The organism is Companilactobacillus bobalius (genome assembly GCF_009764355.1).
This window is the reverse complement of the sequence record NZ_LNUA01000031.1, coordinates 89,706-109,030: the sequence shown is the minus strand read 5'-3', so window position 1 is coordinate 109,030 and position 19,325 is coordinate 89,706. Positions and strand designations below refer to the sequence as shown.

Here is a 19,325-nt window from a genome sequence, read left to right as displayed (position 1 = left end):
TTACCATTATTATCTGAGCAAGAAAAAAAGTTCATCATCAGATGAACTTTTTTTGATTACTTAACTTGTCTAAGCTTCATATTGGCTTTTTTATAATTGATTTTACCTTTGTATAACTTTTGTTGCTTAGCATACTTGAAGGCTTTCTTAAAATCAGATTTCTTAACCTTATGCATTGTCTTAAACTTAACATTCATGTTGTTCAACTTAGCAACAGCTTTATCGCTAGTTCCATAGTTAGAGAATGTCTTGTTAAGCATGATGTACATGTTACCCTTATTGATTTTCTTAACTTCTTGCTTCATAACATTGCATAGAATATTAGTATTAGAAACATTCTTCTTAGCATAATCGTTATTAACAATCAAAACATTACCATTATCAGCACTAATCTTATCTCTATTTAGAACCTTAGCACCATTAACTTTAGCTTCAGTCATTGATGGATCTTGTAAGACAGCAGCATCAACGTCGCCACTCTTCAACTGACTGACACGATCTGCCTCAGAATCAACTTGCTTCAATTTAACGCTAGATAACTTTAATCTGCTCTTCTTCAAAGCTTTCTTTAGATAGAACATTGAGTAGTCAGTTTTATCAACTGCAATTGTCTTACCTTTTAATTTCTTAACACTCTTGTACTTCTTGTTAGCAACTAAACCGCTATAACCAGGCATAGTACCAGCAATCTTCCAATTTGAATGTTTCTTAGAAATAGCTGCATAATTTACTAAATCAGTCACAGCCGCATTAACCGTTCCATCGGCAATAGCACTATTCAATTCTTTAGTAGAATCATATGCTTTCAGATCAACATTTAAATTGTTGTTCGTATAAGCATTTAAATCCTTACCCATTTGGGCAACAGCGGAAGGAATATTTTTAGTTGTTCCAATCGTGTATTGTGCTTGATCTGTGTCAGCAGCTTGAACGTTCTTTATCCCGACAAATGAGAATGAACTAAGCACTAAAAGACAAGCTACTAAAAAGATACTTATTTTCTTTAAGCTCTTCAATGTAAAAACTCCCTTTTCATTATTCAAGTTTCATCATAACGTAAAGGGAGCTGTTTTTTCTACTATAACTGTACTTATTTTATGTTTTTTCTACCTCAAAATTATCAACACTAAAAAATATCCGTATTAACCAATATACATTGGCTCTACGGACATTTCTTTCGAATTAAAATTAATTTTTATGATGAAAAATAATAGACTAATTTATTCATCTCAAGCTAAACAATCAAAGTGAGATTCAGTCTGGAGCAAAATTTGGGAATGCGTTCAGCTATGAGATCATTGTTACCGGCTTTACCGGTTACAGTGAGGCCGACTTTGGAAATCCATTATTTTGCACAAAGTGTAAAATAATTAGTTTCAAATCGTACCCATAACGTTCCAACAGCATTCCCAATTTTTGTGGAAGACGGCATACTTCACAAACCCATTACACGTTAATAGTCTCAACTTTAACAATATTTTCATTCATTGATAGATTCTCAACGATATCCACGTAATCAACATTTTTGCCAAAATCAATCGAGTAAATGTTGGTATAAATACTATTGTTGTTATTCAATTTGGAAACGCGGAATTTTACGTCTTCAACAGAAATTTTATTTTCTTTAAAGTAACCATCGATAAATTCCTTCGTTTCTACTTTCTGCTTATATTCAACTTTTAGTTTTCGTACCGGACTGATCCGGATAATCTTTTTCAAAAATGCTACCACACCAAACACCACCAAAAATCCACTTATTGCAATAATGTAGTTGCCCATTCCAATTGCGATTCCGATACAAGCTACAACCCAAAGGCTAGCTGCTGTAGTCAAGCCTCGGATTGAATGATTTTCAACAATTATCGTTCCTGCACCGAGAAATCCTATTCCACTGACAACTTGTGCTATCAGTCTAGCTTCATCTACTCGCAATATTCCTTTGTATTGAGGATATTGTTGGGCAACCATTAATGCATTGAAACCGAGATTCTTCTGAATCATTGCGATGATACAAGCTCCTAAGCAAACCAAGATGTGCGTCCTTAATCCGGCAGGTCGGTGCTTATAGGCTCGATCAATCCCAATGGCCCCGGAAAAAACTGTTGCCATCAATAATCTCGTAATTACTGTGATGGCATCCAATTGAGTCGTCAACTAAACAACACCAAGTAGTCCTAGGATAATAGCCAGAACTAAGACGCCTAATAGAATCCAGTTAACGTTAACTTTCTTGCTCAATAACCAGTAGCAAAGAAGTGTAATACTCAATGGAATCAAGCCTTTGAATAGTTGATCTAAATAAGTTTGAATCAAGATTGGCTTGCCACCAGCAATAGGAACAGACAACTTACTTTCAAACTTGACCATACTTGCAGTCATACTACCAATCATTAGAAGACCCAATGTACTTGCGGCCTTATTCAAAATCTTCATACTTCCGTTAGCATAAATTTTTTCAATAAAGGATGAACCTAATGAGAAGCCCATGTATGTTAAATAATATCTCGTTAAAATTGAAGGAATATTGTAGATCAATAGGAACAAAATTGGTCCTAAGATTGAACCTTGTGCAGCTAAACTGATACCAACACCGGCGGCGATAACACGGATAACACCCCAGAAAATTGAATCGCCAATACCTGATAGTGGACCCATCAAGGAAGTCTTCAAGGCAACGATTGATTCTGCATCAAAGTCTTTTTCTTGTGCATTCTTCTTTTCCATGGAAGCAACTAATCCCATAACGAAAGTACCAACGTTTTGAGTGATGTTATACCAAGTTGTGTGACGCATCATGGCTTCACGTCTGCCTTCAGGATCATCTTTGTAGTAACGATTCAAAGCAGGTGTGATTGAGTAAATAAACCCGGGAGCATGAGCTTTTGTAGCACCGGCACGACTGGCAAAAACGGTAAATGAACGCCAGAAGATACCATTTAGCATCTTTCGATCTTCTTTTGAAATGTTTTCATTTAATTTCATGAGAAAAAATCCTCCTCTTCTTGTTCCTCAGCTGTTTCGTTGTTAGAAGCCCCAGTTCCGGCAGCAGCCACTGGTCTCTTCTCTAATTCTTTTTGTTTGTTCTCCATATCTAATAATTGTTTGTCTTTGAAACTAATTACTAGAACTAAGATGATACCTAAAGCTGCAACAGCAACGGATGGTAAATTGAGGTAAGCAACCATAATAAAGCCTAAGAAGAAGTATGGAGCTAACTTCTTACTCCAAAGCATTCTCATCAAAATAGCGAATCCGACAGCTGGTAATAGTCCCCCAGTAGCTGAAAGTCCAGCCATCAAATTATCAGGAATACTATTGATCATATGTTGAACTGGTTTTGCTCCTTCAAGAACACTGAAAAATGTAATTAGTGAGAATACAAAGTAATTAATAAACCACATTGAATAATGCATGATTGCCATAGCACGAGGATTGTTATCCTTAGCATATTTATCAACAAGTGGTGCGAATAAGTTCATTACGACGTTCTTCATAAACATAGAAATAAAAGCGGCTAAAACTCCAATAGGCACAGCCAATGCCAAGGCAGCTTTTTCATTAACATTCAATACAATTGAGAATGTTGTGGCTAAAACTGTAGCGGTAACTGGTTCGGCTGATAAAGCACCACCGATATCAACAGCTCCCATGAAGATAGCTTCCAGTGAAGCCCCCATGATAATTCCGGCACGCATATCTCCAAAAATAATACCGGCAATACATCCAACAACAAGTGGACGTTCAATCATTGTTTGACCGAATAGCCAATTTCCACCGTAACAAACGAAAACGGTCAAAGCGGCTAAAAACGCTTCTCTATACATAATTATTTCCCCCTCAGGCCTTATTTATTTTTAAGCATTGAAGCAATTGAAGACTTAGGATTACTTGGAACAACTTGTTGAAAGACTGGAACATCTAATTTAGTTAATTCTTTCAAAGCTGCCAATTCCTTGTCACTTAACATCAACGTACTACCAACTTGATGAGTTTCACCTTCTGATTTATCAGCGAAACGACCAACGTTTGCTACATTAATACCATCAATATCAGAAACATTTTGAGCAATCTTCAAGGCATCGGCTACGTTGTTAGTTAAAGCAAACATACGCATTCCTTTACCCTTGGGATTGTTGAAAACTTTAATGGCATCATCAACTGATCTAATCAAAAGTTTTTTACCTGTTGGTGTAGCCATCTTCAAAGTCATTTGAACCATTTCGTTACTAGCTGCATTGTCGTTAGCAACGACGATTCCTGGTGTATCCAATTCTTTAGTCCAAACTAGGGCTACCTGTCCGTGAATTAAACGATCATCTACTCTTAATTGTGCAATCATAATTTCTTCCTCCAATTATTCTAAAAAACTGTCATCTGATAAATCTGTATCATCTTTTGGTTCTTCAACTAACTGTACTTGGCTAGCTGCAATCAATTCTTCCAGTTTTGTTTTGGTTATTGCCTCATTTTCCAAAACGACTGACAAAACAATTGGTAAATTTGTGCCAGTAATCACAAAAACATTTTCGTGGTCAGCAACTTCAAGCATGACCTTTTGATTTACACTTCCTCCAAATAAATCAGTGAAAATAATTCCCGTTTGACCATCTAGCCCGTCAATGAACTTTTTAATATCTGGTACATAGTCATGATCATCAACATAAGCATCGATTACTGTGACCTTATTTCCCATACCTGTTAATATTTCCAATGAACTCTGAACGCCACTGGCTAAATGACCATGACTCGCGATTAAAATTTTATTCATATCCCCTTACTCCTTGCATTGTCTTCACCTTTATATAAGCAAGTTTCATGCCAACTTTTAAAAAGCCTATTCTGACGACAAAAAGAGAGCTAGTGTTTAACGTTAAACACTAGCTCTCTTTTATTTTGAACACTAAAACAGTTGCTTGAACACTTCATACATCAGTGATAATTCATAGTCATTAACTTCCACATTGTACTTTAATTCCAAAGGTTGGAAGATACTCTTGGAAATCGAAATAAACTCTTGTTCATCTTCAGTTGGTTTAATCTCTGGCATTTTTTGTGATTTACGAATCATTAAACGTTCGATCATCAAAGCAATATGCATATAAAGATTAAGTTTAACTTTCCCATCCAATTTAAGATTGTAGTAACTCTCATACTTATAAATTACTGTTTCAACTTCTTTGATGATGATCTTAGGATTCAAGAAACTCAAACGCTCACTGACTCCTTCAATCGAGAAGAAACGTAATAACTCCTGATTCAAATCATCAATCGCATCGGCTTTTAAATAAGGCGTCAATAATTTAGTCAACTTCTGTTCACCTTTAGCATCCAACAAATCATAAATATTGATATTAGGAATAATGAAATCATCCGGCAAACTAGTCGTTGTCAAAACAAACAGAGTCGTATCAAAATAATGATTGTCATTTTGATGGATATTCTTCTTCAAATCGTAGTAATCAAGCGTATTGATTTGAATGTCCTTGGGAAAATAAGGCAACATTGTCTCTTTGATTTTCTCCGATATTCCCAAACCAGAGATACAAGAAATGATAATGTTCTTCTTATTCGAATAGCCAGAATAATACTGACTATGAATCTCGTATTCATTTTCAGCGGCGGCCGCGATTGCTTTAAATTTTTCCTTACTTTGAATTTTCAAAGCCACATCCAAAGCTGTTGCTGTGGTTAGATTATCAACCACCAATAAATCACCATTAAGATGATTCTTAATTTCCGAATAAAGCTGATTGAGTGAACCCATATCAACAATCATCACTGTACCGTTCGAAGTATCGTAAGAATCGAACAACGTCTTAGTTTTCTGAACAATATCAGCCAATCCCGTATCGATTGGCATATCGATTGCATCAAAAATATAATTGCCACAGAGCTGATTGACTACTGCTTGAATACTAGTAGCAGTATATTCCCCATGCGCCAATAACAAGCCTCTCAACTTTATCGATTCGTCAACGTGATCACTCAACAAAATTGACAATACAATACCTAATGAATGATACTTTGTCGTTAACCGATAATGAAGACTTCTAAAGAAACAATCAGCTACATGAACTGAACGTGGGCAAAGACTCTGTAATTTTTTATCAAGTTTATCCAAGTTTTCCACAGGCAAAGTAAAATTAGAACGATACAGCTTGAAAATAATTGAACTGATATCAGCAATCTCCTTAATACCAAAGCGACGTCCAATTACCTTCTCCATTTGTTTTTGAAATTTCAGAAAAGTTGGTTGATCCAATTCATTTATTTTCACCGACTGTTCCAGCTTTTCAATATCGTGAATGGCATTCTTACTTTGAAATTGGAATGAATTAACGTCTGAAGAACTCAAATCGTTGATAATCTTCTCTATTTTCTTCTGATACGAATCACCAATCGAAACTTCGGAAAAATTATATTGATGTGTTGGATCTATATCTACGAAATTACCTGTATCGGAGGATTTCTGTTTAAGAATAACCGAATCAGATTGAATCTTAATTTCATCGTTAAGCTTTTGATCTTTATAGGCATTGGCACAACTAACTCGGATAATATTCTTCAATCTTCCAATATTTCCATCTGACTTCAAATTGATCAGTGACTCAATTACCCCATCATCAATTCTTAATGGCTTTTGCATCTTTTGTGCTTCATGATAAAAAATAGAATAGATTAAACTTAAACGTTCATTTCTTGGTCGATTATGGTAATCCGGTAAATGAACCGCAATTGAAATTCGTCGACGGAAAGTTTCCAGTAAAACGTCGTCTGTTTTTTCCGTAGTGGCAAACAAGAAACGAACCTTTGAAGTCTTAGTCTGCTTATTTTCACCCATTCGCATGAAAGAACCACTATCGATAAAACTGAAAAGTTTCTCCTGGTTCTCACTTGATAAGCGATGGACTTCATCGAGGAAGAGATAACCACCATCAGCTTGTTCCAACAAACCACTTTTGTCATCATTAGCACCTGTGAAGGCTCCTCGGACATATCCAAATAGAATACTCGAAAGTAATTCCGGATTATTAGCATAATCAGCACAATTCAAAGTTAGAAATGGTGCATTGCTAGAGATTGATTTTGAAGTAACTGCATAATTATAGATTTGTTTGGCTAAGAAACTCTTTCCGACACCACTATTTCCCGTAATGATAATGCTCAATCCATTGGGCGGATAATTTACCGCTGCCTCACATTGAGAAACAACATTTTTCAAACTACCATTCGATCCGATAAAATCATTGAACGGTAAAATTTTTTTATTATTTTTCGATTCAGTTAAATTCCACAAAACCGGCCGACCTTCTAGTTTAACTACCAATCCATCTTCTAGTAATTGATTCAAGTAATGACTAGTAACCGAACGACTAAGATTAACCTGTTGAGATAGATCACTAGTATTAATTGGCAACGAGTGACTGTAATTCAAATCATTTAATTTCGTTAATACCTCATATTTCGATTCCACAATTATGCCCCCCATTGTCGATAAAATTGTTAATATATTAATTTTATAATACTGAGGAGTACATGCAACCGTTTTCTAAAAATGGCATAAAAAAAGAACTCGCATATGCGAGTTCTCTTAATATTCAATAATTAAAAATTATTTGAATGAAACGCCTTCACCGGCTTGTAGCCATTCGCTAGTAGCAACACGGTAGTAAGTATTACCATCGGCACCCTTAGCAGTTCTGTCTACTCTCCATGCTGAAGGTGAGCCAAGATATTTGTTATCATAAGCCTTTCCTTCATCGTTGAACAATGCCATGAAGTAACCCTTGGCTTTTGTCAAAGTAGCAACACCTGAAACAGTCTTGATATCTGTCAAGCCTGAACCATTGTTACTGTTGTTGTTGTCACCGTTTGAGTAAACAACATTGTCAGCATCGATCCATTCGCCAGTAGCAACACGGTATTGTTTTACACCGTCTTGGTTTGTACGAACTTTGTCAGTTCTCCAAGGTGTGTTTGCACCTAAAGCACGGTTAGCAATTGTAGCATTGTCATCGTTCTTTAGTGTGTAGTACTTGCTTGCAGATTTTGTTGTAACAACACCTGTAGTATCTGTTGTTGTCCAGTTATCAGTTGTGTTTGAAACGTTGATTGCACGAACAAATGTAAGTGTTGTGTTGTCAGTACTTGCCTTGAAGTCATAACCAGCTGATGCTTTAGCACCATTTACATATACAGTGTATGATGATGGGTCTTGTGTATAGTTACTAATAAATGTAGCTAATGATGAACCATTACCAGCAGTAAATGAAATTGCTTGGTAATATGTTCCAGCCTTAGTAAACTTGTTGTTTACAACAGTATTAGTAGCTGAAGTAGTGTTACCATTCATAGCATCTGCATATGTGTTGTAATAGTTAGTATCTGCCTTAACAGTACCTGCAACAACACCATCACCATTTTGGTCTGTCAAATGAATGTCAGTTGTAGCTGTCAATTGTGTACTTGTTGTTGTTGAGTCCAAAGCAACTGAAACAGGTGTTGTGAACTTAGCATTAACTGTCTTCAATTCGTTAGCATTGTTGTCAGTTGTTGTTCTAGTAGCTTTAACAGTATATGTCTTTGAAACAGCTTGATCATTCAAGTTGTTGTAGTTCAAAGTAATTGTAAATTCAACTGCTGGATATGTTTCATCAGCCAAGATCTTTGTAAGATCAGCTTGGTTAATTGATGTTGAACCATACTTAGCAGAAACAGTAACAGTAGCACCGCTACCAATTAGATCGTTCATATTTTCAAGAGTAGCAGCAGTCTTAATCAAATCAGCATTGTTAGTAGCAAAGTCTGATAACTTTTGTGAACCAAGAGTAATACTCTTGCCACCGTCAACGATACTCTTAGCAGTAACGTCAGCAAATTGGTTACCAAATGCTGTAACAGCATCATTTTGTTTTGATTGGTCTGTAGCAACTGATGTAACAGCAGCTTGTGCAGTAGTTGAAACAACAGGAGCAGCAACTGGTGCAACAGCTAGAAGTGTAGCAGCAGCGATTCCTGCATATTTAATAGATTTTTTCAATGTTAATCCTCCCCTGGACTACAAGAATTTATTATTTTTAATTGTCGTGGGCTATCCCACTGACAACCATTATATGAAACTCCGGCTTGTGAATCAACTGAAATTTAAAAAGTCACTGTTTTTGTAACATTTCTGTATTAAATATCACGATTTTGTAACATTCCATACACATTTACAGTCAAAATCAAATTTTTTCCAAGAAAAAAACTCTAATTGTCATGTAATTAACGTTTAAACAATGACTAGATTAATTTTGTTAACCCAAAAGAGCCTACTTTTATTCTATTCTAAATAAGACGTAGGCTCAAGGTTTATACCTTAAATATTTTAATAATTTTTACTAAAATCTGAAAAGGCTTAGAATACTTTGTTTTCAACACGTTCAACATATTTGGCACCAGTGATTTCTTGATAAAGTTGAATAGCACCTTTTTCAAATAGCTTACTGGCACTAATTTTGTCCATCGCTGTCTTGACTGTTTCTGGATCTAAATCAGCTTTAACATAACTCAAAACTAAATTCTTACTGTGGCCATCTGCTGTTTTAAATTTCAATTGTAATCTTTTCATAATTTACGCCCCTATTCTGCATCCATTGTATTGTGTTTAATTACTTCTGTTCCATAAAGTGCATCGCCATCTGATAGTAGAACTAGTCCTTGCGTGAGGAGATCAATTTGTTCTTGAGTTGGGTTTTCTACTATATTATTAAAGTTAATTGCTCTCTTACCTTTTGGATACTTTTCGTTTGCCATTGTTACGACGATTGCTGTTTTCTTCCACATTATTAATTACCTCTTTTTTATATTTTGTAAGAACTAATCGGCCGGTTTAAGTAACTTACACAGATAGTAACGGTTGAAAGTATCCAAAGCGGAAATTTTTTTTGAAATTTTTCTCAACATGTTATAATTCAACCAGCACTTATATGGAGGAATTTCAAAAATGAAAAAAGCTTTATTACTAGCAACAACAGGGGTAGCACTATTGCTAGCTGGCTGCAGTAACGGCAACTCTTCAGCATCTAAGTCTAATAATAGTAGTGATACTTACAAGACAGAAATGACTAAAGGTAACGATGCCGTAGACGATAAAGAATATTCAAAGGCCGCTGATCACTTTGATTCAGCAATTAAGGCGAAAAAAACTGACAAAGCACATGACTCAAAGATCCAAGCTCAAAACTTGGTCAAGGCGAAGAGATTTATGAACCAACGTAAGTTTGATTCTGCCAGATCAGCTTTGAATAAGGTTACGGATCAAGATAACGGAAACAAGAAGATGGTTTCCAGAGCTAAGAAATTGACTAAACAAGTAAAGAAGATTCAATTCAATCGTAGTAACTTCAAGGCTGATATCAAAAACGCTAAAGAATTAATCAAACAAGGTGCTAATGATCAAGCTAAAGCTTTACTAGAACAAATCACAACATTCAAGGGTATTAAGGGTAAGTATTATTCAGATCTTTACACACAAGCCAATACTCTGCTTAAGTCATTACCTACTGATACTAAAGATAGTACCGATACTGACAGTAATACTAATAATGATAGTTCTACAACAACTACAACTGACAACAACAATTCTACTGATAATAGTAGTGCTGACTCATCAAGCGACCAAAGCAATAATCCAGCTGCTAAAGGTGGCGACTTCGATGTTGAAAAGAAAGAAGTCGATGGTAAAACCATTACTGATTCCGACATCGCCAAAGCTAGACAACAATTAACTGACTCTGGTGTTAAGAACGTTGATGCCTGGAGTGACAATGATATTGTTCGTGCTATTAAGAACGCTGCTAAAGATGGACGTTCAACCGTTAAAGAATCTGATGGTAAGATTCAATAAAAAAGTTCTAGCACATTGATTTCCAAGAAATATGGTTATAAAAAAGGAGTGACACCGATATATCAAGTCGGCATCACTCTTTTTTTCTATATATAAATTCATTTATTTCAAATATATTACAAAAATATTGAGCTAATTCTAAAGAAAACGTAACGTTTCTCTTAACAGTTTTTTAAACGTATTGATTAAAATCTGATTGCATTATAGGTTTACTATGAACCGCAAAATAAGACGAGGAGGTTTAAAAGATGAAAAAGAATAAAGTTCTACTCGGCTCAGCACTGGCATTATTAATTGCCCCAACTGTTCTGTCTAATTTGTCGCCTCAAGACGTGAGTGCGGCAGAAACATCAACAGAAAGCGGATTGATTGGTACTGTTCGTCGTGGTAGCGGTATTCTGGTTAACAACCAGGGTCAAACTATTACAAGTACTTATCTTCCTAACTTCAGCTCTTGGAAACTTGGTCCTTCAACTCAAATCAATGGCATTACTTATTATCAAGTTGCTACTAACGAGTGGATTGCTGCTGATAGCATTGATATCAGTAATTCATCCCATCAAGTAACTAATCTTAGTTCAGACACTAGCAACCAAATTGATGTTAACGCCACTAAAGTTGGAACGACAAAGTGGGCTTCTGCTGTAGTTAACAGTCAAGGCCAAGCTATTACTGGGGTAACTTTACCAGCTGGAACTAATTGGAAACTTGGTGCATCCATAAATGTTAATGGAAATGTTTATTTGCAAGTTGCTACTAATGAATGGGTCGCTGCTAATGACTTGAACATTCAAGTGACTGAACCTAATCAAAGTTACACTACAAATAACGCTACAACCAATGCTGCTTCAACTACCACACAACAACAGCAACCAGTAGTTGGTACTGTTGTTAATGGTCCCGCTGATTTATATGATACTTCAATGGACTCTTTCTCAGACCGTCAATTACCTGAAGGATCTAACTGGAAAATTGGCCAAATGGTTCAAAATAAATACGGTCATACCTTCTATCAAGTATCAACTAATGAATGGGCACAAAGTTCAAATATGCATTTAAATCAAAATGACGCTGGAAATAATGTAAGTAGTGAGCCTGAATTTGCAACATCTGTTACACAATAATCGGAACAATTATATTAATATTTGTATATTTCACATTTTCTTCACATTTATAATCTAATATAGTACTTGGTAAACAAGAATATTGGATACTAACTTATAATATAAACTAAATATAATTACCTCCCTGATATAGTGGGCCTCCAAAAGAATGGAGGCCCTTTTTTTGCGTACAGAATTAATAATTTTTGATTTGATATTGCTAATTGTTACATAAATGCTACAATAATGTTACAGAATTATTACAAAGACGATATGAGTACTATTCATCTTTGCATATATCCAGACAGTCTCGTAGAGCTTCCAGCTAAGGGGCTTTTTATTAGATTTACATCGTGGCAATAAATCTATTAAAAATAGATTTTGTTGCTAATATTCTGTGTCGACTATAAAATAATGAATTGTACGGATTAAGGTGGTGATCAATGAAATCGGTATTAAGATTTATTTCAAAATTTGGATATAGGGAGAAATAACAACATGAAACATACTACCCTCAAAATATTGAGTAGTCTTTTATTGGTAGCATCCGTATTAGCACTTGGAGGTTGTTCTAACAATAGTCAAAATTCCGCTGGCTCAAAAGATTCAACTGTCAAAACAGAATCACATAAAAAAGCCAGGAAGAGTTCTTCTAAGAAAAAAGTTTCGAAAAAAAAGGCCTCATCAAAAAAGGAAGCATCTACTTCCAACAATGATGAGACACAACAAAATCAACAAACAAATTCTTCCACTAACAACCAAAATACAACATCAAATTCAAATAACCAGCAGAGTTCAAAACAAACTCAAAACACTAATCAGGGTCAAAGCCAAAGCACAGCTACTTCTAACAACAATCAACAAGCAACTACAAATCAGCAGGTAGCCGCAGTTATCACTACTGCAGATCAAGCTAGAAGTTTAGTTGCACATGCCAATGGTGGGGCTTCTCCCGCATCATTTAGTGTTGAGGCTAAGCCAGATGGTTATCACGTCTATTTGAACAATTTAAATAACCCAATTGTAACAGTGGTTAAACCCAATGGTGACTTTTACGATGTAAATGGAAATCTTACTGGTAAATATTCAAATATGGCTGCTCCTGATGGTGGCGATAATTCCCAATGGACTCCATAGCCAATAGATTAAAATATAAAAAAAGACTTGAATCAACTATTCAAGTCTATAATCTCCATAAAGACTTTTGCGTACTGCTTTTTCTTTTCACTATCCATTAAATAAAAAGCCTGTACAAATTGGTTACTCTGCTCATCTAGTTCAGTTTGATCAAAGACATCACCTAATTTTAGATTCAAAGCGTCTAAAATACTCTCTAAACGAGAAAGAGACACGTCATCTCTATTACCTCGTTCCAAACGTGATATCAAATCTGGAGATACATGAGCTCGATCAGCCAATTGTTCTATGGTTAACCCCATTTCATTACGTTTATCCCGAATAAACTTAAAGCGCTTAACCATAGGCATCACCTCTTAATTCAAATTATTCTAACTACTCACTGTTTATATGGCTATACGGCTAAAAATTGATACATATTATAAAAATATTGCGAATATTCTATACTAGTATTATCATAAAAAAGTACGTGATTATTATATTTCGAATTGAACGCACATAATAATCCTCATTTGCTAAAAATTACATCATTAATATATTTCTAGGGTGGAATCAGTCAAATATTAAAAAGTAATTTAAACAGCCTTCATGAATTCATGTATTTGTCACAGATGGACTCTTATACTCTTAATAAATGCGGTAGTTTATTAAGTAAGTTACTCCCTCAAATAACTAAACGTTGGTACATCTGACAAATCAATCCTATGATAATTGCGTACCGGGCTACGTTAACTCGTAGCCCTTTTATATAAAATCAAAGCTCAAAATTATTAGCATTAATCTACATCAAAGAATTGCTAACGCATGTGCCTGCGAGCCAAACTTTGCAACTAACATTTCTAATTAGTTATTACTAATAATAATGGAAGAAGCATTTCTTAGTCATGTGGGCTATGGAAATGCTTTTTTTTCCGCACTTTAATAAAATAATACTATTAATAATATTAGATATTAACTAATTGTACATTATATTATATACCACTTTATTATCCTTTTGTGCATTAGTTGTACTAATAATAGTACTAAATCAAAAATGATTGGTGATGTTAAATTATATGAATATTTCAAAATCCGATTTTGGTGTTCGCCTGATGAAATTACGAAAAAGTAAAAATCTAAGCATGCAAGGATTGGCCGACATTATCGGTGTCAGTGGTAAAAGTACTATTAATGAATGGGAAAAGGGTCGTGGACTCCCTAAGAAAACGACAATGGACCGTTTATCGACAGTACTTAATACCAGCAGTGACTACCTATACTATGGTGATCTTAAAGATGTCTTAGAAAGTAAAGTTTTAAAAATCATCAATAACTATGGTTACAAATCAAATGTCACCTTCAAAAAACTAATCGATGTAACCAATGGTGACTTTCATCCTGATGACGTCATTGTCAGACATATCACTAAATTGAAGGACCACGTTTTAAGAGACGATGAATCTAGCGTTGAGGATCGCATATTCAAAGAGATTTACCCAGGCTTATTTCAGATATTCACTTCTAAAGGTGTCAATTACGAAACCAATTTAGAAGAAATCGATCGCATCTCTAATCCATATTTTCAAAAAATCTATGTTGATCAAGTATTATCCTTTGAAGGACAGGCAATGGATGTGCTACATGAACTAGAAAAAAGGTCAACTCATACCAAAAATACTAAATGGACTCAAAAATCTTTTGATGAAGTTGCAAAAAAATTCGTAAAAGATGGTACATTAAATTGGGACGGTACTGACTACCAAATTGATTCTATGAAACAACTGGTACAACAATACTATCGCGATAAGTTAAATGATAAACTAGTTGAAACTCGACTTAGTATAAAAAGTTTATTATCCGAAGAAAATCAAATTGAGGAACGTTATTTAAAATAGATTTTTGATTTTGTACATTTAATGTACTAGGAATTCAGTATAGGGGGAAGATAACATAGTTAAAGCTAAAAAACATAATTTTCTGGATAAGGTCGTTCTATTCTTTTGTCTAATTTTACTTTTGGCAGCCTTTATTATTCCCCAGGTTCATCGCAGTTACTATTCAGCTCCCTACTTCTATTTCTCTGGCAAACAGATTGTTTTGGAAAATGACAAAACACATCATTTGAATGATTACCAAAAAAAACAGTTCACTAAGCTAGCGCGAAAGGCCATTGACCAAAAAGATGGCCCTTTTGATTGGGATAATTACCAAACGGTTTCCATCGATGTTTATAAAATGAAAAATCTACATGAATATGCTTTGATATATCGAATTAAACCCTATATTCGTACTGATAATCATATTATCAATAACACAATGGTTCTTACTTTAAAACATCGTAGTCTAGACAAGTATAAACAATTTACAATCAACAAATATTCATCCGATTTTTCTAATGTTTTTACATCTAGTAAATAAATTTTAAATAATTATAGATAGGATCTAATCAACCTCATGTCCAAAAAAATAAGTGGTAATAGTACACTCAAAAAAATCTTTACGATAATAATGTTTGGAGCATCATTTATATACTTTTGTGCCTTTCGATTCTTAGTGATCCCATCTGGCGATGATTACTTCTGGTTGGGTAAAATGGGGAAATACTTAATGAATCACATGTTCTATGGTCCCCAAGCCACGTATGGTGGTAGTAGTAATGGTCGCTACCTAGGAAATCTTTTGGAAATTGTCACCATGCACAAATTGCCAGTAGCCATTTTAGCTTACGGAATCTTTTGGACCCTGCTCTTGTGGTGTATCTGGTACTTATCTAAAAAGACCATCACATCACTTCTATTATCATTTCTCTTCATTTTCACCATGCAAGATGCTTTCATTAATAACATCTTAGGTTGGAATGCTGGGTTCGTAAATTATGTCCCACCTGTTGTTATGGGATTGATTTATATCATCGTCGTCGACAAAGGCGTTGCAAAGAAATTTGTTCCAATAGTTTCTGTTTTGTTGCTACTATTAGGTTTGGCAGGTGGTCTATTTAATGAAGTTTGGAACATCACCCAATTAGCCCTAGGATTATTAGTTTTGGGATATTTTTATTGGAAAAAAGGCCTCAAAAGTTACCATATCACCTATTTTTTAGGAACAATTGGTTCAGCAATTATCATGTTTACTCATAAGGGATATCACGAGGCCAGTACTTACCGTAAAACTTCATATACTCTAAGTACCATTTGGGATACTTATTCTAAAGTCACTCACTTTTGGTTGATTACTTTCAATCTTATTCTTTTGATAGCTATTCTCTTGGCCATCTTCGTCTTAGCAATCAAAACTAAGATTTCATCAGAAAATAAATTGGCCGTTTCTATCTTTTCAATTATCTTTTTGGTTTATTACATCGTTATCAACAATTTCTTCAGAAATAATTTTCATTTAAATCCGATGTATGGCTACAAAACAGTTCGTGCAAGCATTGCCGTACCGGAGAGTTTAGTCAGTATCGCACTAATGATTTTTATCGGTTATTGCATTTGGGTCTTCTTCAGAGATGATCCTAAAATGTGGCTCTATTACTTATTGACTGGTGTTATTGCTGGACAATTGTTATTCGTTTCTTCCCCCGTGAACAGCCGTGGCTATTTCTTATCTTATATTTTGATGTATTTAATCGGAATGAAATTCGTCCTATCCGCTTTAGATCAATTACCAATACAAAATTATTTGATCAATCTTGTATTGTTAGTGACACTAATTGTCTGTGGTTATACTTATCAGTCAATGATGTATGCTAATTATCACGCTAACCTAATACGTGTCAGTGACCCTGATTACTACAATGGTAAGAAAGAGTTAACAAAACATGTACCTTACGTAAAATTTGTTTGGTTCAACGATCTAATGAATCAACAAAATGCTCCTTACTGGAAGAATCACATTGATACCTACAAACACTTTTTGAAATAACACAAAACCCACTTCTGAAATCAGAGGCGGGCTTTTATATATCATGATAATTCTGTATTAATTTTTGCATAAAAAAATCCTTTAGAGAACGCTTCTCGTACTCTAAAGGAAGGTTGGTACTATTTAAATTTAAAGACTAGCTTATTTCTTGAGATTCTTCTCAATCCAGTCACGGACATCTGCATCTTTCATATCCAAGAATGGTTTTTCAGCTTCTTCGGCCTTAACTGTGTCGTGATCGTTGTTTTCCATGAAATAATCCCAAATAGCGTCACGAACGACTGTCTTATCGTCACTCCAGTCGAAAGCCTCACTCATCTTTAGGTTTAATACTTCTGGTTCTTTTGCAATGGCTGCATCAGCCATCTTTGATGGATCTACTTCTGCCATAATTCAACAACCTCCTTAGTTACGAGTTCATTATAGTTCTAATCTGAAAAAGTGACACACTAAATGTTTATTATTTTCGATAATTATTGCAATTGGCATAATTTTTTTAATTATAGATATTGATAACTATATGTTTCGAAAGATATATTTGAAATTATACATTTTGTATAACAAATTTGATTGAAATTTGACTTTATTTTTGCTTGGTCACTTGTTATACTGAGTATACAAAATTATTACTCGAACCCAGCGATGGATTGGATGATCGACAATCGTTCGGGCGAGAAACAAAAAGAAGTTGCCATTTACTTGGCAGCTTCTTTTTGTTTCTCTTGAGACTTTTTACCTAACGTTGAATGTCTCATTCCATAGGCAAAGTAAATAACTAAACCAATAGCAAACCAACCGCCAGCATAAAGTTTTGCTTGAATATCTAGTCCCCAAAAAACAATTAGTGAACCTAGAAAACCTAAAGCTGGCAAAATTGGATAGAACGGCATTTTAAAATCAGGATTCTGAATATCCTTACCTTCCCTTTTTCTCAATGGATAGATTCCCAAAGAAACGAACATGAAGGCTATCAAAGTACCAGCTGAAATCAATTGTGCTAAGAAAGCAAAGGGACAAACAGCACCTAAAACAATGGCAACAATTGATAAAACTAATAAGGCATTGTTAGGAAGTTTCTTCTGATTAAGTTTACCTAACCACTTAGGCAACATCCCATCACGACCAAAGGAATAAATTAGACGTGAACCTGCCAGCATCATACCAATCAACGCTGTAAACATACCGACAACCGCAATGGCTTGAATTACACTAGCTACCAACGGATGACCGGCTTGGCGTAATGCCCAACCAACTGGTTCCGCATTATTAATGTATGAAGAATATTTAAACATTCCTACTAAAACTAACGCTACAGCGATAAACAAAGTTACCGCAATCAACAATGAACCTAAAATACCACGTGGCATCGTCTTGCCTGGATCTTTGGCTTCAGCCGAATTGGCCGCAATCGAATCAAATCCAATATAGGATAAGAAAATCATTGAAACACCGGCATAGATTCCTTGCCAACCACCAAAAGCAGTTCCATCACTATTCAAATGGTACTTAGGAATAAATGGTACATAATTTTCAATATGAATTGCTGTTAGTCCAACAACAATAAAAGCTAAAATCGCTAAAACTTTTAAAACAACTAAAATATTTTCAACTCGAGCAGCACCACTAACTCCATGAGAAAGTAGCCATGCCACGGCCGCAATTACGATAACCGCGACTAAATCCAAAACTCCACCGTTACTACCTAAAGTATTAGCAATTGCATTGGGGAAGTGAATCCCAATCGGTTCCAGTAGTCCACGGAAATTAGCTGACAGCCCCGAACCAACAAATGCTAAAGCAATGAAATACTCCGCTAACAGTGCCCAACCAGCAATCCAGCCGAAGAATTCTCCGAACATAACATTAATCCATGAATAAGCTGAACCCGCAAATGGCATTGCTGCCGCCATTTCAGCATAGGCAAACGCTACTAATCCGGCTACAACAGCCGCAATTATAAATGAAAAAACAACTGATGGCCCTGTATGTTGAGCCGCAACAACCCCTGGCAAAGTAAAGATAGAAGTTGAAACAATCGTCCCCACTCCCAAAGCCAAGAAATCCTTAACAGTTAAAACTCTCACTAAATGTGAATCTTTATCTTCATAAATACTCGGATCTTCTTTTAGGGTCAAACGCCTAAAAAGGTTTCTCATATAAACATCCCTTCTTACAAGAAATCTTGTATTGAATAATTCAGATTACTATTTTATATAATTCGTCTTATTTTAATGTTTTTTTAATTTACTTGCAAGACTTTTATAAAGGCTGGAAGCACTATCAAGACTGGAAAG

19 protein-coding genes are annotated in these 19,325 nt (G+C 35.1%); 6 read left to right on the top strand and 13 right to left on the bottom strand.

The annotated features are described in order from the left end of the window. Positions 1–56 precede the first annotated feature (56 nt). The 10 genes from ATN92_RS05060 to ATN92_RS05015 form a co-directional block, all read right to left on the bottom strand. The gene (locus ATN92_RS05060; protein WP_056953390.1) at positions 57–1,016 is read right to left on the bottom strand and encodes an ABC transporter substrate-binding protein; all 960 of its coding nucleotides are present in this window, start codon (positions 1,014–1,016) and stop codon (positions 57–59) included. A gap of 430 nt (positions 1,017–1,446) precedes the next feature. Continuing rightward, complete coding sequence (locus ATN92_RS05055) at positions 1,447–2,109, bottom strand: MgtC/SapB family protein (RefSeq protein ID WP_056954031.1); 663 nt, start codon at positions 2,107–2,109, stop codon at positions 1,447–1,449. 45 nt (positions 2,110–2,154) lie between these two features. After that, positions 2,155–2,982 (bottom strand): PTS system mannose/fructose/sorbose family transporter subunit IID, encoded by an 828-nt coding sequence (locus tag ATN92_RS05050; protein ID WP_054643577.1) that lies wholly within the window; start codon positions 2,980–2,982, stop codon positions 2,155–2,157. Continuing rightward, the gene (locus tag ATN92_RS05045; protein ID WP_056953388.1) at positions 2,979–3,824 is read right to left on the bottom strand and encodes a PTS mannose/fructose/sorbose/N-acetylgalactosamine transporter subunit IIC; all 846 of its coding nucleotides are present in this window, start codon (positions 3,822–3,824) and stop codon (positions 2,979–2,981) included. The genes ATN92_RS05050 and ATN92_RS05045 overlap by 4 nt, the downstream gene beginning before the upstream one ends. Positions 3,825–3,844: 20 nt before the next feature. Continuing rightward, on the bottom strand, positions 3,845–4,339 hold the full coding sequence (locus ATN92_RS05040; RefSeq protein ID WP_056953386.1) for a PTS sugar transporter subunit IIB: 495 nt from the start codon (positions 4,337–4,339) through the stop codon (positions 3,845–3,847). A 15-nt stretch (positions 4,340–4,354) separates the two neighbouring features. Further along, a complete protein-coding gene (locus ATN92_RS05035) occupies positions 4,355–4,768 on the bottom strand; it encodes a PTS sugar transporter subunit IIA (RefSeq protein ID WP_056953384.1) in 414 nt (137 codons plus the stop codon). Between the two features lie 132 nt (positions 4,769–4,900). Further along, entirely contained in the window at positions 4,901–7,474 is a 2,574-nt protein-coding gene (locus tag ATN92_RS05030; RefSeq protein WP_056953382.1) for a sigma 54-interacting transcriptional regulator, read from the bottom strand. Between the two features lie 138 nt (positions 7,475–7,612). Next, complete coding sequence (locus ATN92_RS05025; RefSeq protein ID WP_056953380.1) at positions 7,613–9,040, bottom strand: hypothetical protein; 1,428 nt, start codon at positions 9,038–9,040, stop codon at positions 7,613–7,615. A gap of 357 nt (positions 9,041–9,397) precedes the next feature. Beyond that, entirely contained in the window at positions 9,398–9,610 is a 213-nt protein-coding gene (locus tag ATN92_RS05020; RefSeq protein ID WP_025085390.1) for a DUF2922 domain-containing protein, read from the bottom strand. Between the two features lie 11 nt (positions 9,611–9,621). Then, positions 9,622–9,825, bottom strand: a complete 204-nt coding sequence (locus ATN92_RS05015; RefSeq protein ID WP_056953378.1) for a hypothetical protein — start codon at positions 9,823–9,825, stop codon at positions 9,622–9,624. Between the two features lie 160 nt (positions 9,826–9,985). Between ATN92_RS05015 and ATN92_RS05010 the strand changes: the two genes are divergently transcribed. The 3 genes from ATN92_RS05010 (at position 9,986) to ATN92_RS05000 (ending at position 13,128) form a co-directional block, all read left to right on the top strand. Further along, positions 9,986–10,888, top strand: coding sequence for a hypothetical protein (locus tag ATN92_RS05010; protein WP_056953377.1), 903 nt, complete (start codon positions 9,986–9,988; stop codon positions 10,886–10,888). Between the two features lie 248 nt (positions 10,889–11,136). Continuing rightward, entirely contained in the window at positions 11,137–12,012 is an 876-nt protein-coding gene (locus tag ATN92_RS05005; protein WP_025086344.1) for an SLAP domain-containing protein, read from the top strand. 477 nt (positions 12,013–12,489) lie between these two features. After that, positions 12,490–13,128, top strand: a complete 639-nt coding sequence (locus ATN92_RS05000) for a hypothetical protein (RefSeq protein WP_056953375.1) — start codon at positions 12,490–12,492, stop codon at positions 13,126–13,128. 32 nt (positions 13,129–13,160) lie between these two features. On the opposite strand, the gene ATN92_RS04995 is transcribed toward ATN92_RS05000, so the two are convergent. Then, complete coding sequence (locus ATN92_RS04995) at positions 13,161–13,472, bottom strand: helix-turn-helix domain-containing protein (protein WP_054643565.1); 312 nt, start codon at positions 13,470–13,472, stop codon at positions 13,161–13,163. 747 nt (positions 13,473–14,219) lie between these two features. On the opposite strand from ATN92_RS04995, the gene ATN92_RS04990 reads away from it, so the two are divergent. From ATN92_RS04990 to ATN92_RS04980, 3 genes are all read left to right on the top strand, one after another. Continuing rightward, entirely contained in the window at positions 14,220–15,002 is a 783-nt protein-coding gene (locus ATN92_RS04990; protein ID WP_158106626.1) for a helix-turn-helix domain-containing protein, read from the top strand. Between the two features lie 121 nt (positions 15,003–15,123). Then, positions 15,124–15,525 (top strand): hypothetical protein, encoded by a 402-nt coding sequence (locus ATN92_RS04985; protein WP_056953371.1) that lies wholly within the window; start codon positions 15,124–15,126, stop codon positions 15,523–15,525. A 189-nt stretch (positions 15,526–15,714) separates the two neighbouring features. Next, positions 15,715–17,031, top strand: coding sequence for a hypothetical protein (locus ATN92_RS04980; RefSeq protein ID WP_056953369.1), 1,317 nt, complete (start codon positions 15,715–15,717; stop codon positions 17,029–17,031). Between the two features lie 141 nt (positions 17,032–17,172). On the opposite strand, the gene ATN92_RS04975 is transcribed toward ATN92_RS04980, so the two are convergent. Together ATN92_RS04975 and ATN92_RS04970 are read right to left on the bottom strand one after the other, a co-directional pair. Further along, positions 17,173–17,421, bottom strand: a complete 249-nt coding sequence (locus ATN92_RS04975) for a P8 family protein (protein WP_025086369.1) — start codon at positions 17,419–17,421, stop codon at positions 17,173–17,175. 305 nt (positions 17,422–17,726) lie between these two features. Then, a complete protein-coding gene (locus ATN92_RS04970) occupies positions 17,727–19,187 on the bottom strand; it encodes an APC family permease (protein ID WP_056953367.1) in 1,461 nt (486 codons plus the stop codon). Positions 19,188–19,325: the final 138 nt, after the last annotated feature.

Coding starts and splice junctions, on each gene's coding strand:
- ATN92_RS05055 (WP_056954031.1), bottom strand. CDS start 2,109: ATGGCAACAGTTTTTTCCGGGGCCATTGGGATTGATCGAGCCTATAAG.
- ATN92_RS05050 (WP_054643577.1), bottom strand. CDS start 2,982: ATGAAATTAAATGAAAACATTTCAAAAGAAGATCGAAAGATGCTAAAT.
- ATN92_RS05045 (WP_056953388.1), bottom strand. CDS start 3,824: ATGTATAGAGAAGCGTTTTTAGCCGCTTTGACCGTTTTCGTTTGTTAC.
- ATN92_RS05040 (WP_056953386.1), bottom strand. CDS start 4,339: ATGATTGCACAATTAAGAGTAGATGATCGTTTAATTCACGGACAGGTA.
- ATN92_RS05035 (WP_056953384.1), bottom strand. CDS start 4,768: ATGAATAAAATTTTAATCGCGAGTCATGGTCATTTAGCCAGTGGCGTT.
- ATN92_RS05020 (WP_025085390.1), bottom strand. CDS start 9,610: ATGAAAAGATTACAATTGAAATTTAAAACAGCAGATGGCCACAGTAAG.
- ATN92_RS05015 (WP_056953378.1), bottom strand. CDS start 9,825: ATGTGGAAGAAAACAGCAATCGTCGTAACAATGGCAAACGAAAAGTAT.
- ATN92_RS05010 (WP_056953377.1), top strand. CDS start 9,986: ATGAAAAAAGCTTTATTACTAGCAACAACAGGGGTAGCACTATTGCTA.
- ATN92_RS05005 (WP_025086344.1), top strand. CDS start 11,137: ATGAAAAAGAATAAAGTTCTACTCGGCTCAGCACTGGCATTATTAATT.
- ATN92_RS05000 (WP_056953375.1), top strand. CDS start 12,490: ATGAAACATACTACCCTCAAAATATTGAGTAGTCTTTTATTGGTAGCA.
- ATN92_RS04995 (WP_054643565.1), bottom strand. CDS start 13,472: ATGGTTAAGCGCTTTAAGTTTATTCGGGATAAACGTAATGAAATGGGG.
- ATN92_RS04990 (WP_158106626.1), top strand. CDS start 14,220: ATGAAATTACGAAAAAGTAAAAATCTAAGCATGCAAGGATTGGCCGAC.
- ATN92_RS04980 (WP_056953369.1), top strand. CDS start 15,715: ATGAATCACATGTTCTATGGTCCCCAAGCCACGTATGGTGGTAGTAGT.
- ATN92_RS04975 (WP_025086369.1), bottom strand. CDS start 17,421: ATGGCAGAAGTAGATCCATCAAAGATGGCTGATGCAGCCATTGCAAAA.
- ATN92_RS04970 (WP_056953367.1), bottom strand. CDS start 19,187: ATGAGAAACCTTTTTAGGCGTTTGACCCTAAAAGAAGATCCGAGTATT.